Origin of the sequence: Streptomyces sp. NPDC088812 (assembly GCF_044750285.1) — a bacterium.
GTDB lineage: Bacteria > Actinomycetota > Actinomycetes > Streptomycetales > Streptomycetaceae > Streptomyces.
Genome location: NZ_JBIVJP010000005.1, coordinates 94,229 through 117,018, shown reverse-complemented (window position 1 = coordinate 117,018; position 22,790 = coordinate 94,229). Strand labels below are relative to the sequence as shown.

Sequence of the window (22,790 nt, the reverse complement as noted above, 5' to 3'; positions counted from 1 at the left end):
CGCCACGCAAGCCCGGATGCCCCGACAGGTGCCGTTCGCGTGGCAGCCCGGCCGTCGTCCACCCCGTACCCCCGAAGGTGAGCACCATGACCACCCCCCACCAGGAACACACGGCCCACACGCATCCGCACGGTCCGGACTGCGGGCACACCGAGGTCCCGCACGGCGACCACGTCGACTACGCCCACGACGGGCATCTGCACCGCGAGCACGGCGGCCACTGGGACGAGTGCGAGCCCGGCGGGCACCTGCCCCACGAGGGGCACGAGCACCGGCACGGCGAGGGCTGCGGGCACCCGCGCGTGCTCCACGGCGACCACGCCGACTACCTGCACGACGGCCACCGGCACGCCGAGCACGAGGGGCACTGGGACGACCACTGAGCCGTCCCGCGCGCGCGGGACGGCGGCGGGCGGCGGGGCCGCCGCGGTTCCCCGCCCGGAGTGCGGGGAACCGCCGTGCCCGGGTGGCCCCGATCACGTCGGGCACCGCCTCTGGACGGCATACCGACCGGTCGGCATCATGGGGCAGGTCTCGTTGACCCGTCCGTAGGAGCGACGCATGAGCCCCGACCACCCGCCCGGACTCGACCTCGACCGGCTGCGCACCCTGCTCGACCGCGAGCGGCCCGGTCTGGTCCACGGCCCGCTCGGCGGCCGGCTGATCGAGGGCGGACGGTCGAACCTCACCTACGCGGTCTCCGACGGCGAGGCGCGCTGGGTCGTGCGGCGGCCCCCGCTCGGCCACGTCCTGGCGACCGCGCACGACATGCGGCGCGAGCACCGGGTGATCAGCGCCCTGCATCCGACCAGCGTGCCGGTGCCGGCGCCGGTGCTGCTGTGCGAGGACGAGGAGGTGCTCGGCGCGCCGTTCTACGTGATGGAGTTCGTGGAGGGCACGCCGTACCGGACCGCCGAGCAGCTCGCCCCGCTCGGCCCGGAGCGCACCCGGGGCGCCGTCCTGTCCCTGGTGGACACCCTCGTGGAGCTGCACGCGGTGGACCCCGCCGAGGTGGGCCTCGGCGACTTCGGCCGCCCCGAGGGCTTCCTCGACCGCCAGTTGCGGCGCTGGGCCAAGCAGCTGGACGCCTCCCGCAACCGGGACCTGGCCGGCATCGACGAACTGCACGCGGCACTCGGCCGGGACCTGCCCTCCTCCCCCGCCCCCACCGTCGTGCACGGCGACTACCGGCTCGACAACGTCCTGATCGGCGAGGACGACACGATCCGGGCGATCCTCGACTGGGAGATGTCGACGCTCGGCGACCCGCTCACCGACCTCGGCCTGCTGGTGATGTACAGCATGCGGCTCGGGATGCCCGACTCGCCCGTCTCCACCACCGCCGAGGCCCCGGGGCACCCGGATCCGGCCGAACTGGTCGAACGGTACGCGGCCCGCTCGGGGCGCGACGTCTCGGCCGTCTCCTGGTACACGGCGTTCGCGTGGTTCAAGCTCGCCGTGATCCTGGAGGGCATCCACTACCGCTACACCCTGGGGCAGACGGTCGGCCGCGGCTTCGACCGCATCGGTGACCTCGTGCCCGTCTTCATCGACCACGGACTGACCACCCTTCAGGAAGGCTGACGCCCATGGACTTCGCGTTCGACGCGCGCACCGAGGAACTCCGCGCCAAGCTGCTCGCCTTCATGGACGAGTACGTCTACCCGGCCGAGGCGGTCGTCGAGGAGCAGCGGGCCCGGCTCGCCTCGCCGTGGGACACCCCGGCGGTGGTGGAGGAGCTGAAGGCCGAGGCGCGCCGGCAGGGGCTGTGGAACCTCTTCCTCCCCGACTCCGAGTACGGCGCCGGGCTGACCAACCTCCAGTACGCCCCGCTGGCGGAGATCACCGGCCGCAGCCCGCAGCTCGCGCCCACCGCGCTGAACTGCTCGGCGCCCGACACCGGCAACATGGAGGTGCTGGCGCAGTTCGGCGACGAGCGGCAGCGCAAGCAGTGGCTGCAGCCGCTGCTGGCCGGGGAGATCCGCTCGGCGTTCGCGATGACGGAGCCGGAGGTGGCCTCCTCCGACGCCACGAACATCACCACGCACATCGAGCGCGACGGCGACGAGTACGTCGTCACGGGCCGCAAGTGGTACATCTCCGGGGCGATGGACCCGGACTGCGCGATCTTCATCGTGATGGGCAAGACGGACCCGGACGGGGCGGACATCCGCCGCCAGCAGTCCATGGTGCTCGTACCGCGCGACACCCCGGGGGTGACCGTGCGGCGCGCGATGAGGGTCTTCGGCTACGAGGACCACTACCACGGCGGCCACGCCGAGGTGGTCTTCGACCACGCGCGCGTGCCGGTGACGAACCTGATCGGCGAGGAGGGCGGCGGCTTCGCCATCGCCCAGGCCCGGCTCGGACCGGGCCGCATCCACCACTGCATGCGCCTGATCGGCATGGCGGAGCGGGCCATCGAGCTGATGTGCCGGCGGGCGGTGTCCCGCACGGCGTTCGGCAAGGCGCTGGCGCAGCAGGGCGTGGTGCACAACTGGATCGCCGACGCGCGGGTGACGGTCGAGCAGCTGCGGCTGCTGGTGCTGAAGACGGCCTGGATGATGGACACGGTCGGCAACCGGGGCGCCCACACGGAGATCCAGGCGATCAAGATCGCCACTCCGCGTGCGGTGGTCGGCATCATCGACCGGGCGATCCAGCTGCACGGCGCGGGCGGGGTGAGCCAGGACTTCCCGCTGGCCGAGCTGTACGCCGGGGCGCGGACGCTGATGCTCGCCGACGGGCCGGACGAGGTGCACCAGCGGTCGCTGGCGCGGCGGGAGCTGAAGAAGTACGTGTGACCGTGCCGGTGGCGACCGTGCCGGTGGCGACCGTGCCGGTGGCGACCGTCCCGGGGGCGACCGTCCCGGGGGCGGCTGGGGGCGGCTGGGGGCGGCCGGGGGTTCCTCGCCCCCGCCGCCCCTACCCGTCCCGTACCTGGGGGCTCCGCCCCCAGACCCCCGTTTCGGCCCTGGACGGGCCTCGTCCTCAAGCGCCGGACGGGCTGTATGCGGACGGGCCTCGTCCTCAAGTGCCGGACGGGCTGTATGCGGACGGGCCTCGTCCTCAGACGCCGGACGGGCTGTACGGCCCCCGGTTACGGGCGCAGGGCGCGCAGCAGGAGGTCGGCCAGGTGGTCGGCGACCTCCTTGGGGCTCATCGGCCCGTCGGGGCGGTACCAGGTCGACAGGTGGTGGACCGAGCCGAAGTGGTAGTCCACGACCAGGTCGGCGGGGGTCGCCGTGGAGAACACCCCGGCCTCCTGGCCCTCCTCGACCAGGGCGCGGAAGCGTTCGTGGTAGCGGCGGCGCTCGGCACGGACCTGCTTGTTCTTCTCGGGGCTCAGGTGGTGCATCGAGCGGAAGAAGATCGACGCGTCGTCGAGGTTCTCGATCGTCGTGACGACGACGTCGGCCGCCGCGTCCCGCAGCCGCTTCTCGATCGGCTCGTCGGCGCCGGCGAAGGCGTCCAGTCGCTCCTGCTGGACGCGCAGCACGCGCGCGTACACCTCGTGCAGGAGGTCGTCCTTGGAGCCGAAGTAGTGGTAGAGCGCCCCCTTGGTGACGCCGGCCGCCTCGACGATCTCCTGCACGGAGGTGCGGTCGTAGCCCCGCTCGGCGAAGAGCCGGGTGGCGGCGGCCAGCAGCCGCTGCGGCACGGGGGTCCCGTCACCGTCCGTCGTCCTGGGCACTGCCGCCACCTGCCTTTCTCGATGCTGTCCCGGCGTCTGGCTCACCGGCTGTCGTGCGCGCGGGAACGCAGTTCCCGACGGAGGATCTTGCCACTCGCCGTCTTGGGCAGGTCGGGCAGGATCTCCACCTGTCGCGGGTACTTGTAGGCGGCCAGTCTCTCCTTGCAGTACACCGCGAGTTCATCCGGGTCCGTGTCGGCGCCCGGGCGCAGGCTGATGTACGCCTTGACGGTCTCCCCTCGGTAGCCGTCGGGCACCCCGACGACGGCCGCCTCGCGCACCGCCGGGTGGGTGTACAGCACGTCCTCGACCTCGCGCGGCCAGACCTTGAAGCCGGACGCGTTGATCATGTCCTTCTTGCGGTCGACGACGTAGAGCCAGCCCTGTTCGTCCATGAAGCCGATGTCGCCGGTGCGCAGTTCGCCGCCGGGGAAGGTGTCGGCGGTGGCGTCGGGGCGCCGCCAGTAGCCGGGCACGACCTGCGGCCCGCTCACGACGATCTCGCCCTGCTCCCCGAAGGGCACCTCCTCGCCCCGGTCGTCGACGATCCGTACGACCGTGTCGGGGCCGGGCACCCCGACCGCGAGCGTCCCCGACACCGGGTCGACCGGCGCCTCCCGGTGCGGCGGGACGGAGGCGCAGGGGGCGGTGCACTCGGTCAGGCCGTAGCCGTTGCGGATGTACGGCCCGAAGCCCGCCCGGAACTTCTCCACCAGGGCCGGCGGCAGCGGGGCGCCGCCGGAGGAGATGTTCACGAAGGAGGAGAAGTGGTCGCGGGTGACGTCCGGGTGGGCGGCCAGCGCCATGAACGCCGTGGAGGGGCCGACGGTGTAGTGCGGGCGGTGCTCGGCGAACGCCTCCAGGACGACGCCCGCCTCGAACCGGTAGGTCAGCACCAGCGTGCCGACGCTGTTCACGCAGGCGGCGAGCTGGCAGACCATGCCGGTGATGTGGAAGAGGGGCGCGAGCGCGTAGTAGACGGGCGCCTCGGGCAGGCGCAGGCCGGTGCGCTGCCGTTCGGCGTTGTGCATGATGTTGGCGTGGGTGTTGACGGCGCCCTTCGGGGTGCCGCTGGTGCCGGAGGTGTAGCTGATCAGCGCGGCGTCGGAGGCGGCCGGGGCGCGGTCCTCGGGCGCCCGGTGGCCGGCGCGGGCGACGGCGGTGAGGTCGTCGGCGTCCGGTGCCTGCGGAAGCCGTTCGAAGGTGAGCACGCGCGTGTCGCCCCGGGTCTGGAAGTCCAGCTCGCAGCCCGTGAGCACGATCCGCACCGGCGAGCCGGCGGCCGTGTCGCGCAGGTACGACTCCCAGGCGCGGTGCGAGCAGACCAGCGCGGTGACCTCGCCGTCCCGCAGGACGTGGGCCACCTCCCCCGCCTTGTACATCGGGTTGACCGGGACGACGGTCGCGCCCGCCTTCCAGGCGCCGAGGACGGCGAGGACGAAGTGCGGGGAGTTCTGGAGCAGGACGGCGACCCGGTCGCCGCGCTCCAGGCCGCGGGCGGCCAGGTGGCCGGCGATCGAGTCGCTCAGCTCGTCCGCCTCGCGGTAGCCGATCCGTCCGTCGAAGTAGGTGAGGAAGGTGCGCTCCGGGGCCTCGGCGACGGCCCGGCGCAGGGCGTGGACCAGGGACGCGTCGGGGTCGACGGGGGCGCGCTGGGCCTCGTCGAGGAGGGCCAGCCAGGGCTGGGCTGCGTAGCGTGACGCGGTCACCGTGCGGTCTCCCACTTCTGCTGGATGTGGTTCATGGTCGCCAGCCAGCGCTCGGGGTCGGCGGCGCGGGCCTGGTAGTACCCGGCGACCTCGGGGTGCGGGAGGATCAGGAAGCGGTCCTCCTCGATGCCCTGGAACAGGGCGTCGGCCACCGCCTGTGGTGCGATCGCGGTCGGCCTGAGCACCAGGTCGCCCGCGCTGCCGGCGGCGTCGAGCATGTCGGTGCGCACGCCCTGCGGGCAGATGGCGTGGACCTTGATCCCGCGGTGGCGGTAGGTCAGCGACAGCCACTCGGCGAAGGAGTACGCGCCGTGCTTGGTGACGCTGTAGGCGGCCGCGCCGATCATGGTGAGCAGTCCGGCGGCGGAGACGGTGGAGACGAAGCGGCCGGCGCCGCGCTCCAGCCAGTCCGGGAGCAGCGCGTGGGCGGCACGGACGTGGGCCATGACGTTGACGTCCCAGGACACCGTCCAGGCGCGCTCGTCGAGCGGCGCGCCGGTGTCGGCGCCGTCGAAGGCGACGCCCGCGTTGGCGCAGTAGACGTCGACGGTGCCGCCGAGGGCGTCCCGGGCCTCGGGGACGATCGCGGAGGCGTCGCCGGGGAGGGCGGTCCCGCCGATCTCGTCGGCGACCGCCTTCGCCCGGTCGGCGTCCAGGTCGTTGACGACGACGCGGGCTCCCTCGGCGGCGAAGCGGCGGGCGAGGGCGGCGCCGATGCCGCCTCCCGCTCCGGTGACGACGACTCCGGCACCCTGCACGGCTTGCACCATCGGTCTCCTTCGGCGCGACTGCGACACGACTGCGGCACGACTGCGGCACGACACGACTGCCGCACTGCACGGCACGGCACGACTGCCGCACTGCACGGCGCACCCGGACGGAGGTACGCGGCGTGGGGTGCGTCGGCCCTGCTGCGGCGTCAGACTAACCGGTCGGTATGTTGCAGGGAAGGGTGGACGCGGGACACATACCTCCATGCGCCTCTCCCGACGGGGTCTCCTCGCCGCCACCGCCGTGGCGTCCCTGCCCGCGTCCGGCGCCGACGCCGCCGCCGAGCGCCACGGGCGACCGAGAACCGGTTTCGAACGCCTCGCCGACGACGGGTACGCCCTGCTGCACGGAGCGCGCGTCGGTGTGGTCACCAACCCCACCGGTGTCACCCGTGACGTCCGGCACGTGGTCGACGTGATGCACGCCGACCCCCGTGTCCGTCTCACGGCCGTCTTCGGCCCCGAGCACGGCTTCCGGGGCACCGCGCAGGCGGGCGGCTCCGAGGGCCGGTACGACGATCCGGCGACCGGGCTGCCCGTGTACGACACGTACCTCAAAAGCGGCCGGCCGCTCGCGGACGTCTTCGCCGCGTCCGGCGTCGACACGGTGGTCTTCGACGTCCAGGACGTCGGCGCCCGCTTCTACACGTACATCTGGACGCTGTACGACTGCATGGCGGCGGCGCGCCTGGCGGGCCTGCGGTGCGTGGTGCTGGACCGGCCGAATCCGGTGACCGGGCGGGCGGCGCTGGGGCCGGTGCTGCGGCCGGAGTACGCGAGCTTCGTCGGGCGGCGGCCGATCGCGCAGGCGCACGGCATGACGGTCGCGGAGCTGGCCCGGCTGTTCAACGGGGAGTTCCTGGAGGCGCCGGTGGAGCTGGACACCGTGGAGATGACCGGGTGGCGGCGGTCGCAGTGGTACGACGCGTCGGGGCTGCCGTGGGTGCCGCCGAGCCCGAACATGCCGACCCCCGACACGGCCCTCGTGTACGCGGGGACCTGCCTGTTCGAGGGGACGAACCTGTCGGAGGGACGGGGCACCACCCGGCCGTTCGAACTGCTCGGCGCGGAGGGGATCGACGGGCGGTGGGCGGCCGCCGTGAACGGGCTGGAGCTGCCCGGGGCGGACTTCAGGGAGGCGTACTTCACGCCGTCCTTCTCCACGTTCCAGGGCCGGACCGTGGGCGGGGTGCAGATCCATGTGCGCGACCGGGACGCCTTCGACCCCGTCCGCACCGGTGTCGCCCTGCTGGTGACGGCCAAGCGGGTCTGGAGCGGCTTCGCGTGGCGCCCGGACCACTGGATCGACCGGCTGACGGGGTCCGCCCGGGTGCGCACGGCGATCGACGCGGGCGCGGGCGTGGACGAGGTGGTGGCGGACTGGCAGGAGGAACTGGCCGCCTTCCGGCGGCTGCGGAAGGAGTACCTGCTGTACGGGTGAGCGGGCCGGGTCCGTACGGACCCGGCCCGGCGTGGGTTCAGCGGTGCGTGGTGAACTCCACGACCTGCTGGTAGGTGGGCCGGTTCTGCCAGCCGACGGCGCCGTGCTCGATGCCGCCGAGGGCGCGCTGGACGATCGAGTCGGCGCACCACTGGTCGCCCGCCGCGCAGAGGTCGTCACCGGGGTAGACCTGGGCCGCGGTCCGGCCGGCCGCCGTCTTCAGCGTGCTGATCAGGACGTCCCGGCAGGCGCTGAGGCTGCCGCCGCCGCAGTACGTGCGCGCCAACGGGCCCTGCACCGGTTCCCCGAGCACCGCCCGGATGTCCTTGTCGACGTAACTCCACCAGCCGTACTGGAAGGCGCTCCCGGCGTGCGCGCCGGTCGGGCCGTGGGCGGCCGACGGGGTCTCGTCGACGGGCAGGTTGGCGGTGAACGCGGTGTACAGCCCGGTGCCGAGACCCGGTTCGAACGCGGCCCGCACCAGCAGCGGCCACCAGGCGTCCAGGACGCGGATCGCGTCGGCGTCGGCGTACGTCTTCGAACCGGCCGTGGTCTCCGTGCGCTTACCGCCGGCCGTCAGCCAGGCCTGGAGCTTGCTCACGGCCGACGCGGCGGTGGTGTCGGTGACCGGCGAGCTGTTGATCAGTTTCAGCAGGTCGGGCAGGACGTCCTCGGCGCGCAGGTCGGTGAGGGCCGCGTCCGCCATGGCCTTCACCAGGGCGGCACGGGTGACGCCGCCGGCCTGGACCAGCTTCTTCACCCGGGTCTCCAGAAGGTTGCCACGGTGCACGGACCCGTCGCCCCAGGGCGCGGTCGCGTAGTCCTCGGCCTGTTTGTTGTTCCAGGAGATGTAGTAGTCCTGGTCGATGGAGTGGGGGTGCGCCGAGGCAGGTGTGTACTCGGCCGTGTTGGTCGCCGGGTCCCAGTTCCGCCACTCGTACGCGGACCGCGCCCAGGCCGGGAGATCGGCGTCGACGCCGGTCGCGCGCACCGGGTTGTCGCCGCTGTTGTAGTACGCGGTGTGGTCGGCGTCGGCGTAGAACCAGTTGAAGGTGTAGTTGATGTGCTGCACCGCGCTCTGGAAGGTCTGCGGGCTCGTGACGTGGTCCGGGTCGTTCAGCATCTGGAAGCCGATGATGGAGTCGACCTCGTGCAGGAAGGACGAGCGCAGGGTGGTGTAGGCGACCTTCGTGCCGCCGACCGTCGCCCGGTGGGTGACAGGGCCGTACGCGGTGCGCCAGACGCGCATCGTGTACGAGCCGGCCGCGGTGCCGTCGGCCGTGGTCGGCGTCCAGGTGTTCTTCTGTTCGACCTTCTCCATCGCCGTGCAGGTGCCGCGGTACAGGTAGTGGTGGTCGTCCTGGCACAGCTCGACGGCGTAGGTGTCGATGACGTCCTGGCCCGAGGTGGTGGCGCTCCACGCGTAGTCCTGGCCGCGGCCGAGCTCGACGTACATGCTCAGGCCCGCGAAGGAGGCGCCGCGGGCGCTGATGCCCGGGCCCTGGAGTTCCTGGAGCAGCAGCAGTTGGGGGGCGAAGTAGCCGGTCTGCGGGCCGAAGACGGCGATCGGGTGGCCGCTCGCGGTGTGGTCGCCGCTGACCACGAGGGCGTTGGACATGCCGCGCCGGGCGGAGGTGAGGGCGGTGGCGGCGGCCGTGGCGGAGGCGGTCGTCGCGCTGGCGGCGGCCGCGCTGCCGGTGCGGTCGTAGACCAGCGGCTCCTCGACCACCGAGCCGGGGTCGGGCAGCGCCAGTCCCTGCGGGTCGTCGGGCCGGACGGCGTAGGGGAAACTGCTGCCGTCGTGGAGGGTCGTGACGGCCTCGGGGTCGTCGCGTTCACGGAAGGACTCCCAGACCTCGGTGCCCTCCTCCACGCCGTACCGTTCCTGCGCCGCCAGCAGGGAGATCGCGTTGGCGACCTCGCCGCCGCCGCCGGAGCCGAAGAGGGCCCCGACCACCGAGGCCAGCGCCACCAGGTCGGTGACGGTGAACCGGGCGATGGTCCCGGCGTTGGTGATGGAGTCCTTGTGGCCGGTCAGGACGTATTCACCGGGGAAGTAGCGGCCGCTGTCGGAGGCGTCGATGTAGGCGTTGATGCCGTCCAGGTAGGCCTTGGCGTCGGCCAGGGCCTGCTGTCCGCGGGCGCCGTTGCCGGCCACGGCGTCGTCGATCTGGGCCTGGAGGTCGGCCTCGGTGTAGGGGGCGTTGCGCCAGAACTGCTGCTCCAGGCCCTGGTTGGAGGCGGCGCCGCCCGCGAAGGAGGTGAGCTGACCGCGGCCGACGTGCCGCAGGACGTCCATGAGCCACAGCCGGTCCTCGGCTGCGGCATAGCCGGCACCGAACTCGGTGCCGTACCTGGTGGTACCGGTGATGTGCGGGACGCCCGTCTTCTTGTCGCGGACGATCGTGACGTCGCCGCGGCCGGCGGGATGGACGGTGGAGGCGACTTGATCGGCGGGAACCCCGAACGACGCGTCGTTGAAGAACGTGTTGATCGTGGCGTTGGTGAGCGTGGAGTGGCCCTTGGCCAGAGCGGCGTAGGGGCCGAGCTGGTCCTCGGCGTGCGCGGGCTGGGTGCCGAACGCCTGGTTGAGAAGGATCTGGGCGAGGGTGGCGTTGCCGTTCTCGCCGGGCGGCAGGATGTCGGAACACTGGCCGCCGCAGTGGTCGTTCGCGGCCGCGGCCACGGCCTCGGTCTCGGCGGCAGCGGCGGAGCGGGGTGCCCCGGCGGCGGCCGCCGCCGGGGAAAGAGGTGTCAAAAGACCGGCCAACAGGACGCATACGGATGCGGTCTTCAGGAACCCGGGGAATCTGCCGGGAGTTCTCAGTTCGTCGAGGGCGGTGCGTGGGATTCGCCGTGGCATCGGCAGCTCCTCGCGACGGGGGTGGCCGGAAGGTTACCGCCGGTATCCCCGGGATTGAAGATGAACATGCGTCACTTTTGGGAGTCGCCTCATCCGGCTTGTGGGACGGCATCGGACATCGGATGGAGCCGAGGGGAGCCGAATCGCGTGTCGATACGTCTATTCGACGACGTCGTGCGAAGTCCGCGCGATGAACGCCGAAGTGACCGAAGTGCAGGTGCAGATGTGACGGAGGTGCAAGGCGATGGCCGGTTTCCGGAGTCTGGCGAGACAGGTGCGCGACCCGCGGTGCGACCTGGCGCTGCGGCGGTATTCACTCCGCAAGTGCCTTGAACGGTTCGCCCCTTACGGGCACAGGGCGACCTGGGACCATCTCTGCTCCCGGGCCGGTTTCGGCCCCGAGGACCGCTCCCCCGATCCGGCGCGGCTCGTGGCCGCGCTGGAGGAGCTGGAGGAGGCGCGGGCGGTGTGGCTGGCCTACGAGGGCGAGTTCGCCGAGCGCCGCAAGAAGGAGAAGCACGACGGGCTGCGCAGGCCCGGCAGTGTGGACGACTGGCACCGGCTGACCTGGGGCGGCTTCGGTGTGGCGTGGTGCGACGACCCGCGGGTCCACCCCCGTGAGCCGCTGGCCGAGGTACTGCGCCGGCTGATCACCGCGCTGGAGCGCGCGCCGGGCTCCGGCTGCCCGGTGTGCGGCGGCGAGCGGCTGGTGTGGAAGTACGGCCTGGACCACGAGCCGTCGGCGGGTCCGGTCTGCACGGACTGCGGGATACTCGTGCCGCGGCCCGTGCTCACGCCCGACGCGCTGGCGTACGCCCGGCGCGGCGGACGACTGCTGGTGTCGGCCTGAGAGGACGACGGGGGTGCGTCGGGGATGCCGCACCCCCTGTGTCACCGTCCGGCATGTCACCCCGCGGCCCCTCGCCGCCGGTCCCCGCCCGGGGTGGCTGTCACCCTCGGGACATGGTGCAGGTATGTCTGAACGGGACGCGGGGCGCGGCCGACGGCACGGCGGTACCGTGGCCCGTGCTGCGGCTGGCGGGACGGCTGGGACTGGCGACCCGGATCGGCCTGGAGGACACCCTGGTCCTGCCGGACGGCCGACGGGCCCTGTCCAACGCTCAGTTGGTGACGGCGGCGCTGCACCGGTACGGATGCGCCCGTCGCCCGTCGTAGGCCAGGACGAGGAGCGCGGAGCGGACCACGAGGCCCTCGAAGACGGTGTGCCGACGCCGGCCAGGACGGCGGCGAGGGTGGCGGCGATCGCGGTGCCGGTCGAGGAAGTCGGTTCCCCGTCGGCACTCCGTGCGCGGCGGCGCGGGCGGCGGCGGAGGGCACCGGCTTCGCCGAGCGGCTCGGTGCGCGGCGGCGGGGTTCGGGGCATCGCGCGGCCCGGCGCCGACGGGGTACCGCCCGCGCCGGACCGCGCGCGTTCGCGCCCGGGTGTGGTGCGGGCTCGCGCTGTCAGGCGCAGCCGTTCGTGGGGGGTGGGGCGGTGTCCGGGGTGTTCTTCCCGCGCTTCTCGGTGTCCGTGGGGCCCACCAGCAGGCTGGAGCCCGACCGGCGTTGGCCGAAGGTGTCGTCGGGGTTGGACAGGACGCAGGTGTCGAGGGAGAGACAGCCGCAGCCGATGCAGTCGGTCAGGTGGTCGCGAAGGCGGTTGAGCCGCTTGATGCGCTCGTCGAGTTCGGCCCGCCAGGCCTCGGAGAGACGGGCCCAGTCCTCGCGGGTGGGGGTGCGCTCCTCGGGGAGTTCGGCAAGGGCCCCGCGGATCGTGGCGAGGGGGATGCCGACGCGTTGGGCGGCCCGGACGAAGGCCACGCGGCGGAGCGTGTCGCGGGAGTAGCGCCGCTGGTTGCCCGGGGTGCGGCGGCTGCTGATGAGCCCCTTGGACTCGTAGAAGTGCAGGGCGGAGACGGCGGCGCCGCTGCGGGCGGCGAGCTGGCCGACCGTGAGTTCGTGGACCTTCTCTGGGATCTGGGGCACCTCTCGAAGCCTACCGACCCGCCGGGCGGCACCCGGGTCCGTTGACAGGTCCCTTCCGACCTACCATGCTAAGCAGTCGCTTAGAGGTGACTTCGTGACGCGAGAGAGGCCGCAGACATGGCAGAGCCGAGGATCTTCACGTCCGCCGACGACCTGAGGGCGGCGGTCGGCGAGCGGCTGGGGTACACGGACTGGCTGGAGATCGACCAGAAGCGGATCGATCTCTTCGCCGAGGCCACCGGTGATCACCAGTGGATCCACGTCGAACCGGAGAAGGCCGCCGCCGGGCCCTTCGGCACCACCATCGCGCACGGCTATCTGACCCTCTCCCTGCTGCCGCTGTTCGGACCGCAGCTGATCTCGGTCGAAGGCGTGAAGATGGGCGTCAACTACGGGACGAACAAGGTGCGTTTCCCCTCCCCCGTCCCGGTCGGCTCCCGGCTGCGGGCCACCGCCGCGGTCACCGCCGTCGACGACGTCCCCGGCGGCGTCCAGGTCACCGTCGCCTTCACCGTGGAGCGCGAGGGCGGGGACAAGCCGGTGTGCGTGGCGGAGTCGGTGTCCCGCTACTACCTCTGAGCCCCCCGCGACGGCTCCGCCGCCCCCACCATCCGCAGCACGAGGTCGGCGTAGAGCGCGCCGACCTCGTCGGGCGTGCGCGGGCCGTTCACGTTGAACCAGCGGGCCACGTCGATGCACAGGGACAGCACGGCGAGGGTGGTGCCGTGCACGTCGAGCACCTCGAACTCGCCCGCCGCGACCCCTTCCTCGATGATCCCGCGCACCTCGGCGTCCACCTGCCGGCGCAGCGCGAGGATCTCGGCACGGGCGTCCGGCCCCAGGGCCTCCAGCTCGTACTGCACGACCCGCGCGGTGGTGCGCCGCCCGGCGTGCCAGCGGACGAAGGAGCCCACCGCGTCCGCGAGCCGCTGCGCCGCACTGCCGTCACCACGGGCCGCGGTGCGCAGGATGTTCAGCGCACGGTCGTGGCCGATGCGGCTGATGCGGTGGAGGAGCTCTTCCTTCGTCTTGTAGTGGATGTAGAGGGCGGCCGGGCTCATGCCCGCGCGCCCCGCGATGTCGCGGGTCGTCGTCGCGTGGTAGCCACGCTCGGCGAAGGCCTCCACGGCGGCGACGAGCAGTCGCCGGGCCGCGTCGGGAGTGACCTCCTCCCACGGCTCGACCTCGCCGCCGGCCGTCTCCTGAGCCGTACTCATCGCTCGTTCGCCCCTCTCGGTACAGGAGCTCCACCATACCGCCGAAGGTGAGCGGTTGCTTAGTGTGCCCGTGTGTGCCGCGGGGGGCGGGACCGGGGTCAGATCTTCTCGGTGAACGGGTCGTGCTCGGCGAGGAGCTTCTCCAGGCGGGCCTGGTCGACGCGGCTGACGATCCGGCCGGCCTCCTGCCGGTCCCGGACCACCTTCGCCAGGGTGAAGGCGGAGGTCACCAGGTACAGGACCGCGATCGCGAGGAACGCCCGCACCCAGGCGTCCGTGTCCAGCCGGTAGATGCCGAGGGCGGTGGCCGCCATGGCGATGGCGAACGAGGCGACGGCCTGGCCGTAGAAGGCGGCCGTGCTCTGCTGCTTGACCGGTGTGTCACTCATGGGGAGAAGCCTCGGCGGACGCGGCCCGCGGCCGCATCCGCCGTCGTACTCAGACGGTGACGAAGGCTACTCAGAAGGCCGAGACCCCCGTCAGCGCGCGGCCGATCACCAGCTTCTGGATCTGGCTCGTGCCCTCGTAGAGGGTCATCACGCGGGCGTCGCGCAGCAGCTTGCCGGCCGGGTACTCGTCGATGTAGCCGTAGCCGCCGAAGACCTGGAGGGCGTTGTTGGCGGCCCGGACGGCGGCCTCCGAGGCGAAGAGCTTGGCCTTGGAGGACTCGACGGCGAACGGCAGCCCCCGGTCGATCAGGTCCGCGACCCGCCAGGTCAGCAGCCGGGCGGCGTCCACGTCGACCGCGATGTCGCTGATCAGCTCCTGCACGAGCTGGTGCCGGGCGATGGCCTTGCCGAACTGCTCGCGCTCACCCGCGTACCGCACGGCCGCGTCCAGCGCGGCCTGGGCTATCCCGACGCAGCCCGCCGCGACCGACATACGCCCCTTGGCCAGCGCCGACATGGCGACGGAGAAGCCCTTGCCCTCCTCGCCGAGCAGCGCGGAGGCGGGCACGCGCACGTCCTCGAGGACCAGCTCGGCGGTGGCCTGGCCGCGCAGGCCGAGCTTGCCGTGCAGGGTGCGGCGGGTCAGGCCCGGGGTGTCGGCCGGCACCAGGAAGGCGGAGACGCCCTTGTGGCCGGGGGCGTCGGTGGAGCGGGCGAACAGCAGCACGACGTCGGCCCAGGTGCCGTTCGTGATGAACATCTTGGTGCCGTTCAGGACGTAGTCGGCGCCGTCGCGGACCGCGCGGGTGGTCAGGTTCCCCGCGTCGGAGCCGGTGCCGGGCTCGGTCAGGCCGAAGCAGCCGACGGACGCGCCGGAGGTGAGCCCCGGCAGCCAGCGCCGCTTCTGCTCCTCGTCCCCCCAGGCCGCGATCGACTTGGCGACCAGCCCCAGGGACACGGAGACGATGCCGCGCACCGACGAGTCGCCGCGCCCCAGCTCCTCCGTGACCAGGCAGTACGCCAGGTGGTCGCCGCCGGAGCCGCCGTACTCCTCGTCGATCGTCAGACCCAGGAAGCCGACCTCGCCGAGTTTCTTCACGATGCCCCGGTCGACCTCCTCGGCGCGGTCCCAGGCGACGGCGTGCGGGGCGATCTCGCGCTCCACGAAATCGCGGGCGAGCCGGCGCACGGCCTCCTGCTCCTCGCTGAGCCCCAGGTACACCACGAGACCACCTCACTTGAAACCCGTACATTTAAATTAGCGCTGCTAGTTTTTGGGTGCAGCCCTACTATGTGCGCCATGGCCCGACCGCGCAAGCCCCTCCTGAACACCGACCGCATCGTCGAGGCGGCCCGCGCGCTCGTCGACGCGGAGGGGCTCGCGGGCCTCTCCACACGGCGGCTCGCCGCCGAGCTGGGGGTGAGCGGGCCCTCGCTCTACAACCACTTCCGGACCAAGGACGAGATCCTCGAGGCCGTCGCCGACTCCGTGAGCGCCCAGGTCGACCTGTCGATGTTCGAGGACGGGCGGGAGTGGCGGACCGCGCTGCACGACTGGGCCGTCTCCTACCGGGCCGCCCTGCGCGACCACCCCAACATCGTCCCCGTCCTCGCGCGCGGCCCCGGCCGCCGCCCGGCCGCGCTGCGGCTCGCCGACGCCGTCTACGGCGCGATGGTCGACGCCGGCTGGCCGCCCGCGCAGGCCACCTCGATCGGCGCGCTGATGCGGTACTTCATCATGGGTTCCGCGCTCGGCTCCTTCGCGGGCGGTTTCGTGGGCGACGCGAGCGCCTACGACCCGGCCGACTACCCCCACCTCGGCCAGGCCCACCTGCTGGCCGAGCAGCAGGAGAAGATCGACGAGCGGGCCTTCGAGGCGGGCCTCACCGCGCTGCTGGACGGACTGGCCCAGCAGTACGAGCAGGTGCGGCGGACGGCGTAGCCGCGGGGCGCGCCGCCGCTCACCGGACAAGGGCGCCCCGGAGAGCGCGGCGGCGGGCACGCTGCGGCGCACGCCGAACCGTCCGTGTCCCATGCTGGGAGCCATGACCACCAGGGACCCCCGGGCACCGCTGCTGGCCCGGCTGGCCGGGCTGATCGCCGACGAGACGCGCGCGGCGTGCCTCCTCGCGCTGCTCGACGGCCGGGCCTGGACCGCGGGCGAACTGGCCCGGCACGCGGGCGTCGCCGCGTCGACGCTGAGCGAGCACCTCGGCAAGCTCGTCGCAGGCGGCGTGCTCACCGAGGAGCGGCAGGGGCGGCACCGGTACGTACGGCTGGCCGGCGCGCGGATCGCCCAGCTGGTGGAGGACCTGGCCGCGCAGGTCGCCCCCGGCGACGTCGCGGGGCCCCGGAGCCTGCGCGCGTCGAGCGCCGGGTCGGCGATGGCCCGCGGCCGCACCTGCTACGACCATCTGGCCGGCCGGCTCGGCATCGCGGTCACCGACGCGCTCACCGCGCGCGGGCTGCTGCTCCAGGACACCGGGTTCGCGCTGACGGACGCGGGACTGCGGTGGTTCGAGGGGGCCGGCATCGCCCTCGACCGCGCGGGCCGCCGCCCGCTGGTCCGGGCCTGCCTGGACTGGACCGAGCGCCGGCCGCACCTCGCCGGCACCGCGGGCGCGGCCCTGTGCCGGCACGCGCTCGACACGGGCTGGTGCGAGCGCATCGGCTCCGAGCGGGCGGTGCGGGTGACGCCGGAGGGCGAGCGCGCGCTGGCCGAACTGCTGGGCATCGACGCGGGAGCACTGCGCTGACGGCGGCATCGCCGACCCCCACCGGCGGCACCGCCCTCTCCGCCCCCGACCGAAGCACCTGGGCGGACCCCACCGGCCCCCGGCGACCCCGGCCCGATCCCACCGACCACTCCGCCCGCCCCCACCGACCACTTCGGCCGCCCCCACCGACCACTCCGCCTGACCCCGTCGACCACTCCGCCTGGCCCACCCGACCACTCCGGCCCGGCCCCACCAGCCCCCGGCGCCCCCGGCCCGATCCCACCGACCTCTCCACCCGACCCCACCGACCTGTCCGCCCGACCCCACCGACCACTTCGGCCCGACCCCCACCAGCCACTCCGGCCCGGCCTCCGGTGGCTCTGGCGCGCTCCATCGGGAGGACCGCACCGAACGGCCCGACCGGGGAGGAGCCGGACCAGCCGTCCGTACCCCGCCGGCCGCCCCATCCCCGGCTTCCTCACCTCAGGAGCGTGATGAACACCTCTCGTCGTCCGGAACTGCTCGCCGCCGGTGCGGCCACGGTCACCGTCGTGCTGTGGGCGTCGGCCTTCGTCTCGGTCCGCAGTGCCGGGCACGTGTACTCCCCGGGCGCCCTGGCGCTCGGCCGGCTGCTGGCCGGGGCGCTGACGCTGGGGGTGATCTGTCTCGTACGGCGGGAGGGGTGGCCGCCGCGGGCGGCGTGGCGTGGGATCGGCGTGTCGGGCGTGCTGTGGTTCGGCCTGTACATGGTGGCCCTGAACTGGGGTGAGCGGGAGGTGGACGCGGGGACCGCCGCCCTGGTGGTGAACGTCGGGCCGCTGCTCATCGCGCTGCTCGGGGCGCGGCTGCTGGGCGACCGGCTGCCGCCGCGGCTGCTGGCCGGCATGGCGGTGTCGTTCGCGGGCGCGGTGACGGTGGGGCTGTCGATGTCGGGCGGGGGCGGTTCCTCACTGCTGGGGGTGGCGCTGTGTCTGCTGGCCGCCGTCGCGTACGCCTGCGGGGTCGTGGCGCAGAAGCCCGCGCTGGGCTCGGCGAGCGCGTTGCAGGTGACGACGTTCGGGTGCCTGGTGGGGGCGGTGGTGTGCCTGCCGTTCGCCGGGCAGCTGGTGCGGGAGGCCGCCGACGCTCCGGTACAGGCCACGCTGAACATGGTCTACCTGGGCGTCTTCCCGACCGCGCTCGCCTTCACCACCTGGGCGTACGCCCTGGCCCGGACGACGGCGGGCCGCATGGGCGCGACGACCTACGCCGTGCCGGCCCTGGTCGTGCTGATGTCGTGGCTGACCCTGGACGAGGTGCCCGGGCCGCTCACGCTGGCGGGCGGGGCGCTGTGCCTGGCGGGGGTGGCGGTGTCCCGTTCGCGGGCGCGGGCGGGAAGGGCCGCGGCGCGGGAGCCGCGGCCCTCCGAGGAGTCCGACGTGGCGCCGTGAGCACCGGGGTGGGCCGGTGAACCGGTGTGCCCGGTGAGCCGGAAGAGCGGGTGCACCCGTGTACCGGGTACACCCGCGCACCTGGTACCCCCGGTGAGCCCGGGGTGGCCGCGGGCATCCGGCGAGCCGTAGGCGCGGCCGGGCTGCGCGGGGCCGGGCCCGGACGGCGGTCAGAACACGACCAGCGCCCGGCCCCCCTTCCCCGCCAGCATGTTCTCGAACGCCGCCGGGATGCCCTCCAGGGCGATCCGCTCCGTCACCAGCGAACCCAGGTCCAGCCGGCCCGCCCGGACGTGGTCGGCCAGGACCGGCAGGTCCCGGACGGGATCGCAGTTGCCGTAGACGCAGCCGGAGAGGGTGCGGCCCCAGTGGAAGAGCTCCAAGGCGTGGAAGGTGACCTGCTGGTCCTTGCCGCCGATGCCGACGACCGTGGTGCGGCCGCCGCGGCGGGTCGACTCCCAGGCGGTCCGGATGGTGACCGCGCGGCCCACGCACTCGACGGCCACGTCCACGCCCTGCTTGCCGGTGAGGGCCCGGATCTCGCGGGCGGTGGTCGCGGAGGCGACGAGGTAGTCGGTGGCGCCCGCCGCGCGGGCCAGGTGCTCCTTCTCGGGGGAGACGTCGACGGCGACGATCGTGGACGCGCCGGCGATCCGGGCCGCCTGGACGGTCGCCAGGCCCACCCCGCCGACGCCGAACACGGCCACCGTCTCGCCGGGCCGGACCTTGGCGGAGTGGTGGACGGCGCCGTAGCCGGTGAGGACGGCGCAGCCGAGGAGGGCCGCGTCCGTGAGGGGGATGCCGTCCGGCAGGGGCAGGGCGCAGGAGACGGGGACGACGGTCTCCTCGGCGAACGCGCCGACGTTCAGCCCGGGGTGCAGCACGGTGCCGTCGTGGGTGCGGGCGTGCACGGCGGCGGACCCGCTGAGGGCGTCGGCGCACAGCCACACCTCGCCCAGCCCGCAGGCGTGGCAGGCGCCGCAGGACGGCGCCCAGTTGAGGATGACGCCGTCGCCGGGCGCGAGGTGGGTGACGTCCTCGCCGACGGACACGACCGTGCCGGCGCCCTCGTGGCCGAGGACGGCGGGGACGGGGACGCGCATGGTGCCGTCGGACAGGGACAGGTCGGAGTGGCAGACCCCGGCGGCGGCGAGCCGGACGCGGACCTGTCCGGGCCCGGGGTCGGGGAGGTCGATCCCGGTGATCTCCAGGGGAGCGCCCACGGCGGGAAGGACGGCGGCTCGAACCACGGAAAAGCTCCTCAGAACTGGAGGGACTTGGTCTGGAGGTACTCGGTGAGGCCGTGCGCGCCGAGTTCACGGCCGACGCCCGACTGCTTGTAACCGCCGAAGGGCGCCAGGGGGTTGAAACGGCCGCCGTTGATGTCGACCTGCCCGGTGTCCATACGGCGGGCGAAGGCCACCGCCTCCGCCTCGTCGCCGGCCCAGACGGCCCCGGCCAGGCCGTAGACCGTGCCGTTGGCGATGCGCAGGGCGTCGTCCTCGTCCTCGTAGCGCAGGACGGACAGCACGGGGCCGAAGATCTCCTCCTGGGCGATGGTCATGTCGGGGGTGACGTCGGCGAAGACCGTCGGGCTGACGAACCAGCCGCGCTCGCGCGGGGCGTCGGGGCCGCCCGCGACCAGGCGGGCGCCCTCGGCGACGCCCTTCTCGATGTACCCCCGCACCCGCTCCTGCTGCCGGGCGCTGACGACGGGGCCGATGCGGTCGCCGTACTTCGCGGCGGCGGCCGCGGCCAGTGCGACGGCCTCGTCGTACCGGTCGCGGTGGACCAGCATCCGGGTCCACGCGCTGCACGTCTGCCCGGAGTTGGACATCACGTTGGCGACGCCGACGTTGACGGCCCGGGCGAGGTCGGCGCTCGGGAGGATGACGTTGGCGGACTTGCCGCCGAGCTCGAGGGCCACCTTCTTGATCGCGGCACCGGCCGTGGCGGCGATCCGCCGGCCGACGGCCGTGGAGCCGGTGAACGAGACCAGGTCGACACCGGGGTGTTCGACGAGGGCCTGCCCGGCGACCGTGCCGAGGCCGGTGACGAGGTTGAAGACACCGGCCGGGACGCCCGCATCGTGCACCGCCTCCGCGAAGAGCTGGGCGGACAGCGGGGTGTTCTCGGCGGGCTTGAGCACGACGGTGCAGCCCGCGGCGAGGGCCGGGGCGACCTTGGCGACGATCTGGTGGAGCGGGTAGTTCCAGGGCGTGATGGCGCCGACCACGCCGATCGGCTCCTGGTACACGGTCGAGTTGCCGACCTTCTCCTCGAAGGGATGGGTCGCGGCCAGCTCGGCGTAGGAGCCGGCGACCGCGATCGGCACGGCCGCGTGGACCGCCTGGGAGAAGGGCAGCGGCGAGCCGAGCTCGGCGGTGACCGTCTCGGCGATCTCGTCCTTGCGGGCCGCCAGCACGTCCCGCAGGGCGGCCAGGCGTGCGGCCCGCTCGGCCGGCGGGGTCGTGGCCCAGGCCGGGAGGGCGGCGCGGGCCGCCCGTACGGCGGCGTCCACGTCCTCGGCGGCGCCGGCCGGGACGCGGCCGACGACCTGCTCGTCCACCGGGTTGACGACCTCGATCACGTCCTGGCCGGCGGCGGGGCGCCAGGCACCGTCGAGGTAGATGCCGTCGTGTGCCTTCATCGTGTTCCCTCCGGGCGGTCGTCGTCGTCCGCGCCCTAAACTAGCGCCGATAGTTTTTGGGCACCAGGGGTACCCTCCGTGCGACGCCTCACGGTGGCACCGGGGGTGCGGCGGTGTCACTTCTGGGGAAGCGGACGGACGGCGATGCCACTCCCAGGGGTGTCCCTTCAGGGGGCGGACGGCGGGCGGACGGCGGGCGCCGGGTCCGGCGGCGTCACTCGTCCAGGTCCGGCAGCCGGTCCGGCGCCGGGCAGATCCGTTCGCCGTGGCGGTCGAAGACGAGCAGACGGGCGAGGTCGACGAGAAGGGGGACCTGCGCGCCGCGCCGCAGGTCGAAGTCGGGGGTGGTGCGGACCACGAGGTCGCCGGGCAGCCGCCCCTGCGGGGAGGCGACCGCGGGATCGGGCGCGGGCAGCGCGTCGAGCGCCGCGCCCGGCCCGGCCGGTGGTCCGCCCGCCCGCCCCGCCCTCGCCCGCAGCCGGTCGAGGACCCCGCTCTCCCGGCGGCGCCGCCGGACCGGCCGGGGCTGCGGGCGGGGCGCCTCCAGCTCGGGCACCACGGCGGGGCGCGATCCGGTGTCGAAGTGGACGAGCGCCTCGTGGCCCTGGAACTCCACGTGCTCCACCAGCCCGGTGATGAGGGTCTCCCCGGGGCGCGCGTCGGCGGACCGGCCGACGCGGACGGCCTCCGACCGCAGCCCGACGATCACCTCCCGGCCCTGCTGCACACGCAGCAGCTTGTGGTCCAGGGACAGGGGTTCGGGCAGCCGCAGCGCCTGCTTGCCGAGGCTGATCGTCATCGCCCCGTCCAGCGGGGCGCGGACCGTGCCGCGCAGGAGGTTGATGCGCGGGGTGCCGATGAAGGCGGCGACGAAGACGTTCCGGGGCAGGGCGTACACCGTGCGGGGACTGTCGAGCTGCTGGAGCACTCCACCGCGCAGGACGGCGACCCGGTCGCCGAGCGACATGGCCTCGGACTGGTCGTGGGTCACGTACACCGTGGTGACTCCCAGCGCGCGGGTCAGGCCGGCGATCTCGGCGCGCAGGTGGTTGCGGAGCTTGGCGTCCAGGTTGGACAGCGGCTCGTCCATCAGGAAGGCCGAGGGGTGGCGGGAGATGGCCCGGCCCATGGCGACGCGCTGGCGTTCCCCGCCGGAGAGCTGGCCGGGGAAGCGGTCGAGGAGGTCCTCGATGCCCAGCATCCGGGCGGTGGCGTCCACGCGGGGGCGCGGATCGGCGCCGGGGTCCTCCAGGCGCAGCGGGAAGCCGATGTTGTCCCGGCCGCTCATGGTCGGGTAGAGGGCGAAGTTCTGGAAGACCATCGCGATGTCCCGCCCGGCGGGCGGCAGGTCGTTGGCGTACTCACCGTCGAGTCGCAACTCCCCCTCGGTGATCCGCTCCAGGCCGGCGATCATGCGGAGCACGGTGGACTTGCCGCAGCCGGACGGCCCGAGCAGCACCAGGAACTCGCCGGGCGCGATGTCCAGCGACAGCCGGTCCACCACCCGGACGCCCTTGTCGAAGACCTTGCTCACGTCGTGCAGGGAGATGGCGCGTGTCATGGGCGGTGTCCCCGGGGGCTCGCTCGGGCATAGGTCCTGTCGTCAAACTCCCGTCGTCCGCCCGAAGGGCGGGCCTGGCGGCGTCAGGTGCGTGCTCCGGGGGTCCCCCCGGCCGAGGGCTGGGGGAGTGCCGGGCCCTGACCCTCGTACTGGATGTACTCGGGTCAGGGCCCGGTGCGGCGAGTGGGGGCACCGCCCACGCCGTTCAGGCAGTGGGGGAGCGTGCATGGCGTCGCAGGGCAGACGGGAATGTGACGACAGGGCCTAGTGCGCGGTCGGGAGCCCCGTACGGTGTCGTACGGGGCTGTGGGTCACGGAAGTTAACGGACCGTGCGCACCCGGGGGAAGACACGGGACGGAATC

21 protein-coding genes are annotated in these 22,790 nt (G+C 73.5%); 10 read left to right on the top strand and 11 right to left on the bottom strand.

What is annotated here, in order from left to right:
- The first annotated feature begins 86 nt into the window (after nt 1-86).
- The 3 genes from ACIP67_RS10780 to ACIP67_RS10770 all read left to right on the top strand — a co-directional run bounded on the left by ACIP67_RS10780 (nt 87) and on the right by ACIP67_RS10770 (nt 2,804).
- Nucleotides 87-383 (top strand): hypothetical protein, encoded by a 297-nt coding sequence (locus ACIP67_RS10780; protein WP_401690547.1) that lies wholly within the window; start codon nt 87-89, stop codon nt 381-383.
- 178 nt (nt 384-561) lie between these two features.
- Complete coding sequence (locus ACIP67_RS10775; protein ID WP_401690545.1) at nt 562-1,584, top strand: phosphotransferase family protein; 1,023 nt, start codon at nt 562-564, stop codon at nt 1,582-1,584.
- 5 nt (nt 1,585-1,589) lie between these two features.
- Nucleotides 1,590-2,804: an acyl-CoA dehydrogenase family protein gene (locus ACIP67_RS10770; protein ID WP_401690543.1), complete on the top strand. Its 1,215-nt coding sequence runs from the start codon at nt 1,590-1,592 to the stop codon at nt 2,802-2,804.
- A 296-nt stretch (nt 2,805-3,100) separates the two neighbouring features.
- On the opposite strand, the gene ACIP67_RS10765 is transcribed toward ACIP67_RS10770, so the two are convergent.
- The 3 genes from ACIP67_RS10765 to ACIP67_RS10755 are packed head-to-tail and all read right to left on the bottom strand — an operon-like array spanning nt 3,101 to nt 6,173.
- Nucleotides 3,101-3,694: a TetR/AcrR family transcriptional regulator gene (locus tag ACIP67_RS10765; RefSeq protein WP_385066881.1), complete on the bottom strand. Its 594-nt coding sequence runs from the start codon at nt 3,692-3,694 to the stop codon at nt 3,101-3,103.
- Nucleotides 3,695-3,735: 41 nt separating this feature from the next.
- Complete coding sequence (locus ACIP67_RS10760; RefSeq protein WP_401690540.1) at nt 3,736-5,403, bottom strand: class I adenylate-forming enzyme family protein; 1,668 nt, start codon at nt 5,401-5,403, stop codon at nt 3,736-3,738.
- The gene (locus ACIP67_RS10755) at nt 5,400-6,173 is read right to left on the bottom strand and encodes an SDR family oxidoreductase (RefSeq protein ID WP_401690538.1); all 774 of its coding nucleotides are present in this window, start codon (nt 6,171-6,173) and stop codon (nt 5,400-5,402) included. The genes ACIP67_RS10760 and ACIP67_RS10755 overlap by 4 nt, the downstream gene beginning before the upstream one ends.
- 205 nt (nt 6,174-6,378) lie before the next feature.
- Here ACIP67_RS10755 and ACIP67_RS10750 point away from each other — a divergent pair, with 205 nt between their 5' ends.
- On the top strand, nt 6,379-7,614 hold the full coding sequence (locus tag ACIP67_RS10750; RefSeq protein WP_401690536.1) for an exo-beta-N-acetylmuramidase NamZ domain-containing protein: 1,236 nt from the start codon (nt 6,379-6,381) through the stop codon (nt 7,612-7,614).
- A 37-nt stretch (nt 7,615-7,651) separates the two neighbouring features.
- Here the strand turns inward: ACIP67_RS10750 and ACIP67_RS10745 are convergent, their stop codons facing one another.
- On the bottom strand, nt 7,652-10,477 hold the full coding sequence (locus tag ACIP67_RS10745; RefSeq protein ID WP_401690534.1) for a penicillin acylase family protein: 2,826 nt from the start codon (nt 10,475-10,477) through the stop codon (nt 7,652-7,654).
- A gap of 244 nt (nt 10,478-10,721) precedes the next feature.
- Here ACIP67_RS10745 and ACIP67_RS10740 point away from each other — a divergent pair, with 244 nt between their 5' ends.
- Both ACIP67_RS10740 and ACIP67_RS10735 read left to right on the top strand, forming a co-directional pair.
- Nucleotides 10,722-11,327, top strand: a complete 606-nt coding sequence (locus tag ACIP67_RS10740) for a hypothetical protein (protein WP_401690532.1) — start codon at nt 10,722-10,724, stop codon at nt 11,325-11,327.
- A 113-nt stretch (nt 11,328-11,440) separates the two neighbouring features.
- Complete coding sequence (locus ACIP67_RS10735; RefSeq protein ID WP_401690530.1) at nt 11,441-11,653, top strand: 3-keto-5-aminohexanoate cleavage protein; 213 nt, start codon at nt 11,441-11,443, stop codon at nt 11,651-11,653.
- A 288-nt stretch (nt 11,654-11,941) separates the two neighbouring features.
- On the opposite strand, the gene soxR is transcribed toward ACIP67_RS10735, so the two are convergent.
- Nucleotides 11,942-12,463: a redox-sensitive transcriptional activator SoxR gene (soxR, locus tag ACIP67_RS10730; RefSeq protein ID WP_401690528.1), complete on the bottom strand. Its 522-nt coding sequence runs from the start codon at nt 12,461-12,463 to the stop codon at nt 11,942-11,944.
- 117 nt (nt 12,464-12,580) lie between these two features.
- On the opposite strand from soxR, the gene ACIP67_RS10725 reads away from it, so the two are divergent.
- Nucleotides 12,581-13,042 (top strand): MaoC family dehydratase, encoded by a 462-nt coding sequence (locus ACIP67_RS10725; RefSeq protein WP_401690526.1) that lies wholly within the window; start codon nt 12,581-12,583, stop codon nt 13,040-13,042.
- Here ACIP67_RS10725 and ACIP67_RS10720 read toward each other — a convergent pair.
- The 3 genes from ACIP67_RS10720 to ACIP67_RS10710 all read right to left on the bottom strand — a co-directional run bounded on the left by ACIP67_RS10720 (nt 13,033) and on the right by ACIP67_RS10710 (nt 15,291).
- Nucleotides 13,033-13,680, bottom strand: coding sequence for a TetR/AcrR family transcriptional regulator (locus ACIP67_RS10720; RefSeq protein ID WP_401690524.1), 648 nt, complete (start codon nt 13,678-13,680; stop codon nt 13,033-13,035). The two genes, ACIP67_RS10725 and ACIP67_RS10720, sit on opposite strands and share 10 nt — an antisense overlap.
- Before the next feature lie 98 nt (nt 13,681-13,778).
- Entirely contained in the window at nt 13,779-14,069 is a 291-nt protein-coding gene (locus ACIP67_RS10715; RefSeq protein WP_401690522.1) for a YiaA/YiaB family inner membrane protein, read from the bottom strand.
- Nucleotides 14,070-14,139: 70 nt separating this feature from the next.
- A complete protein-coding gene (locus tag ACIP67_RS10710) occupies nt 14,140-15,291 on the bottom strand; it encodes an acyl-CoA dehydrogenase family protein (protein ID WP_401690982.1) in 1,152 nt (383 codons plus the stop codon).
- 78 nt (nt 15,292-15,369) lie between these two features.
- Between ACIP67_RS10710 and ACIP67_RS10705 the strand changes: the two genes are divergently transcribed.
- From ACIP67_RS10705 to ACIP67_RS10695, 3 genes are all read left to right on the top strand, one after another.
- Nucleotides 15,370-16,011: a TetR/AcrR family transcriptional regulator gene (locus ACIP67_RS10705; RefSeq protein ID WP_401690520.1), complete on the top strand. Its 642-nt coding sequence runs from the start codon at nt 15,370-15,372 to the stop codon at nt 16,009-16,011.
- A gap of 103 nt (nt 16,012-16,114) precedes the next feature.
- Nucleotides 16,115-16,825 carry an ArsR/SmtB family transcription factor gene (locus tag ACIP67_RS10700; protein WP_401690518.1) on the top strand — a complete coding sequence of 237 codons (711 nt, stop codon included), beginning with the start codon at nt 16,115-16,117 and terminating at the stop codon, nt 16,823-16,825.
- 455 nt (nt 16,826-17,280) lie between these two features.
- A complete protein-coding gene (locus ACIP67_RS10695; protein WP_401690516.1) occupies nt 17,281-18,216 on the top strand; it encodes a DMT family transporter in 936 nt (311 codons plus the stop codon).
- A 170-nt stretch (nt 18,217-18,386) separates the two neighbouring features.
- On the opposite strand, the gene ACIP67_RS10690 is transcribed toward ACIP67_RS10695, so the two are convergent.
- From ACIP67_RS10690 to ACIP67_RS10680, 3 genes are all read right to left on the bottom strand, one after another.
- Nucleotides 18,387-19,466, bottom strand: a complete 1,080-nt coding sequence (locus ACIP67_RS10690; protein ID WP_401690514.1) for a Zn-dependent alcohol dehydrogenase — start codon at nt 19,464-19,466, stop codon at nt 18,387-18,389.
- An 11-nt stretch (nt 19,467-19,477) separates the two neighbouring features.
- A complete protein-coding gene (locus tag ACIP67_RS10685; protein WP_401690512.1) occupies nt 19,478-20,866 on the bottom strand; it encodes an aldehyde dehydrogenase family protein in 1,389 nt (462 codons plus the stop codon).
- A 214-nt stretch (nt 20,867-21,080) separates the two neighbouring features.
- On the bottom strand, nt 21,081-22,427 hold the full coding sequence (locus tag ACIP67_RS10680) for an ABC transporter ATP-binding protein (RefSeq protein ID WP_401690510.1): 1,347 nt from the start codon (nt 22,425-22,427) through the stop codon (nt 21,081-21,083).
- Nucleotides 22,428-22,790: the final 363 nt, after the last annotated feature.

What these genes read in the sequence shown, in the direction of transcription:
- ACIP67_RS10770 (WP_401690543.1), top strand. Translation starts at nt 1,590, where the DNA reads ATGGACTTCGCGTTCGACGCGCGCACCGAGGAACTCCGCGCCAAGCTG.
- ACIP67_RS10705 (WP_401690520.1), top strand. Translation starts at nt 15,370, where the DNA reads ATGGCCCGACCGCGCAAGCCCCTCCTGAACACCGACCGCATCGTCGAG.
- ACIP67_RS10725 (WP_401690526.1), top strand. Translation starts at nt 12,581, where the DNA reads ATGGCAGAGCCGAGGATCTTCACGTCCGCCGACGACCTGAGGGCGGCG.
- ACIP67_RS10695 (WP_401690516.1), top strand. Translation starts at nt 17,281, where the DNA reads ATGAACACCTCTCGTCGTCCGGAACTGCTCGCCGCCGGTGCGGCCACG.
- ACIP67_RS10745 (WP_401690534.1), bottom strand. Translation starts at nt 10,477, where the DNA reads ATGCCACGGCGAATCCCACGCACCGCCCTCGACGAACTGAGAACTCCC.
- ACIP67_RS10755 (WP_401690538.1), bottom strand. Translation starts at nt 6,173, where the DNA reads ATGGTGCAAGCCGTGCAGGGTGCCGGAGTCGTCGTCACCGGAGCGGGA.
- ACIP67_RS10700 (WP_401690518.1), top strand. Translation starts at nt 16,115, where the DNA reads ATGACCACCAGGGACCCCCGGGCACCGCTGCTGGCCCGGCTGGCCGGG.
- ACIP67_RS10685 (WP_401690512.1), bottom strand. Translation starts at nt 20,866, where the DNA reads ATGAAGGCACACGACGGCATCTACCTCGACGGTGCCTGGCGCCCCGCC.
- ACIP67_RS10720 (WP_401690524.1), bottom strand. Translation starts at nt 13,680, where the DNA reads ATGAGTACGGCTCAGGAGACGGCCGGCGGCGAGGTCGAGCCGTGGGAG.
- ACIP67_RS10735 (WP_401690530.1), top strand. Translation starts at nt 11,441, where the DNA reads ATGGTGCAGGTATGTCTGAACGGGACGCGGGGCGCGGCCGACGGCACG.
- ACIP67_RS10750 (WP_401690536.1), top strand. Translation starts at nt 6,379, where the DNA reads ATGCGCCTCTCCCGACGGGGTCTCCTCGCCGCCACCGCCGTGGCGTCC.
- ACIP67_RS10775 (WP_401690545.1), top strand. Translation starts at nt 562, where the DNA reads ATGAGCCCCGACCACCCGCCCGGACTCGACCTCGACCGGCTGCGCACC.
- ACIP67_RS10680 (WP_401690510.1), bottom strand. Translation starts at nt 22,427, where the DNA reads ATGACACGCGCCATCTCCCTGCACGACGTGAGCAAGGTCTTCGACAAG.
- ACIP67_RS10780 (WP_401690547.1), top strand. Translation starts at nt 87, where the DNA reads ATGACCACCCCCCACCAGGAACACACGGCCCACACGCATCCGCACGGT.
- ACIP67_RS10740 (WP_401690532.1), top strand. Translation starts at nt 10,722, where the DNA reads ATGGCCGGTTTCCGGAGTCTGGCGAGACAGGTGCGCGACCCGCGGTGC.
- ACIP67_RS10715 (WP_401690522.1), bottom strand. Translation starts at nt 14,069, where the DNA reads ATGAGTGACACACCGGTCAAGCAGCAGAGCACGGCCGCCTTCTACGGC.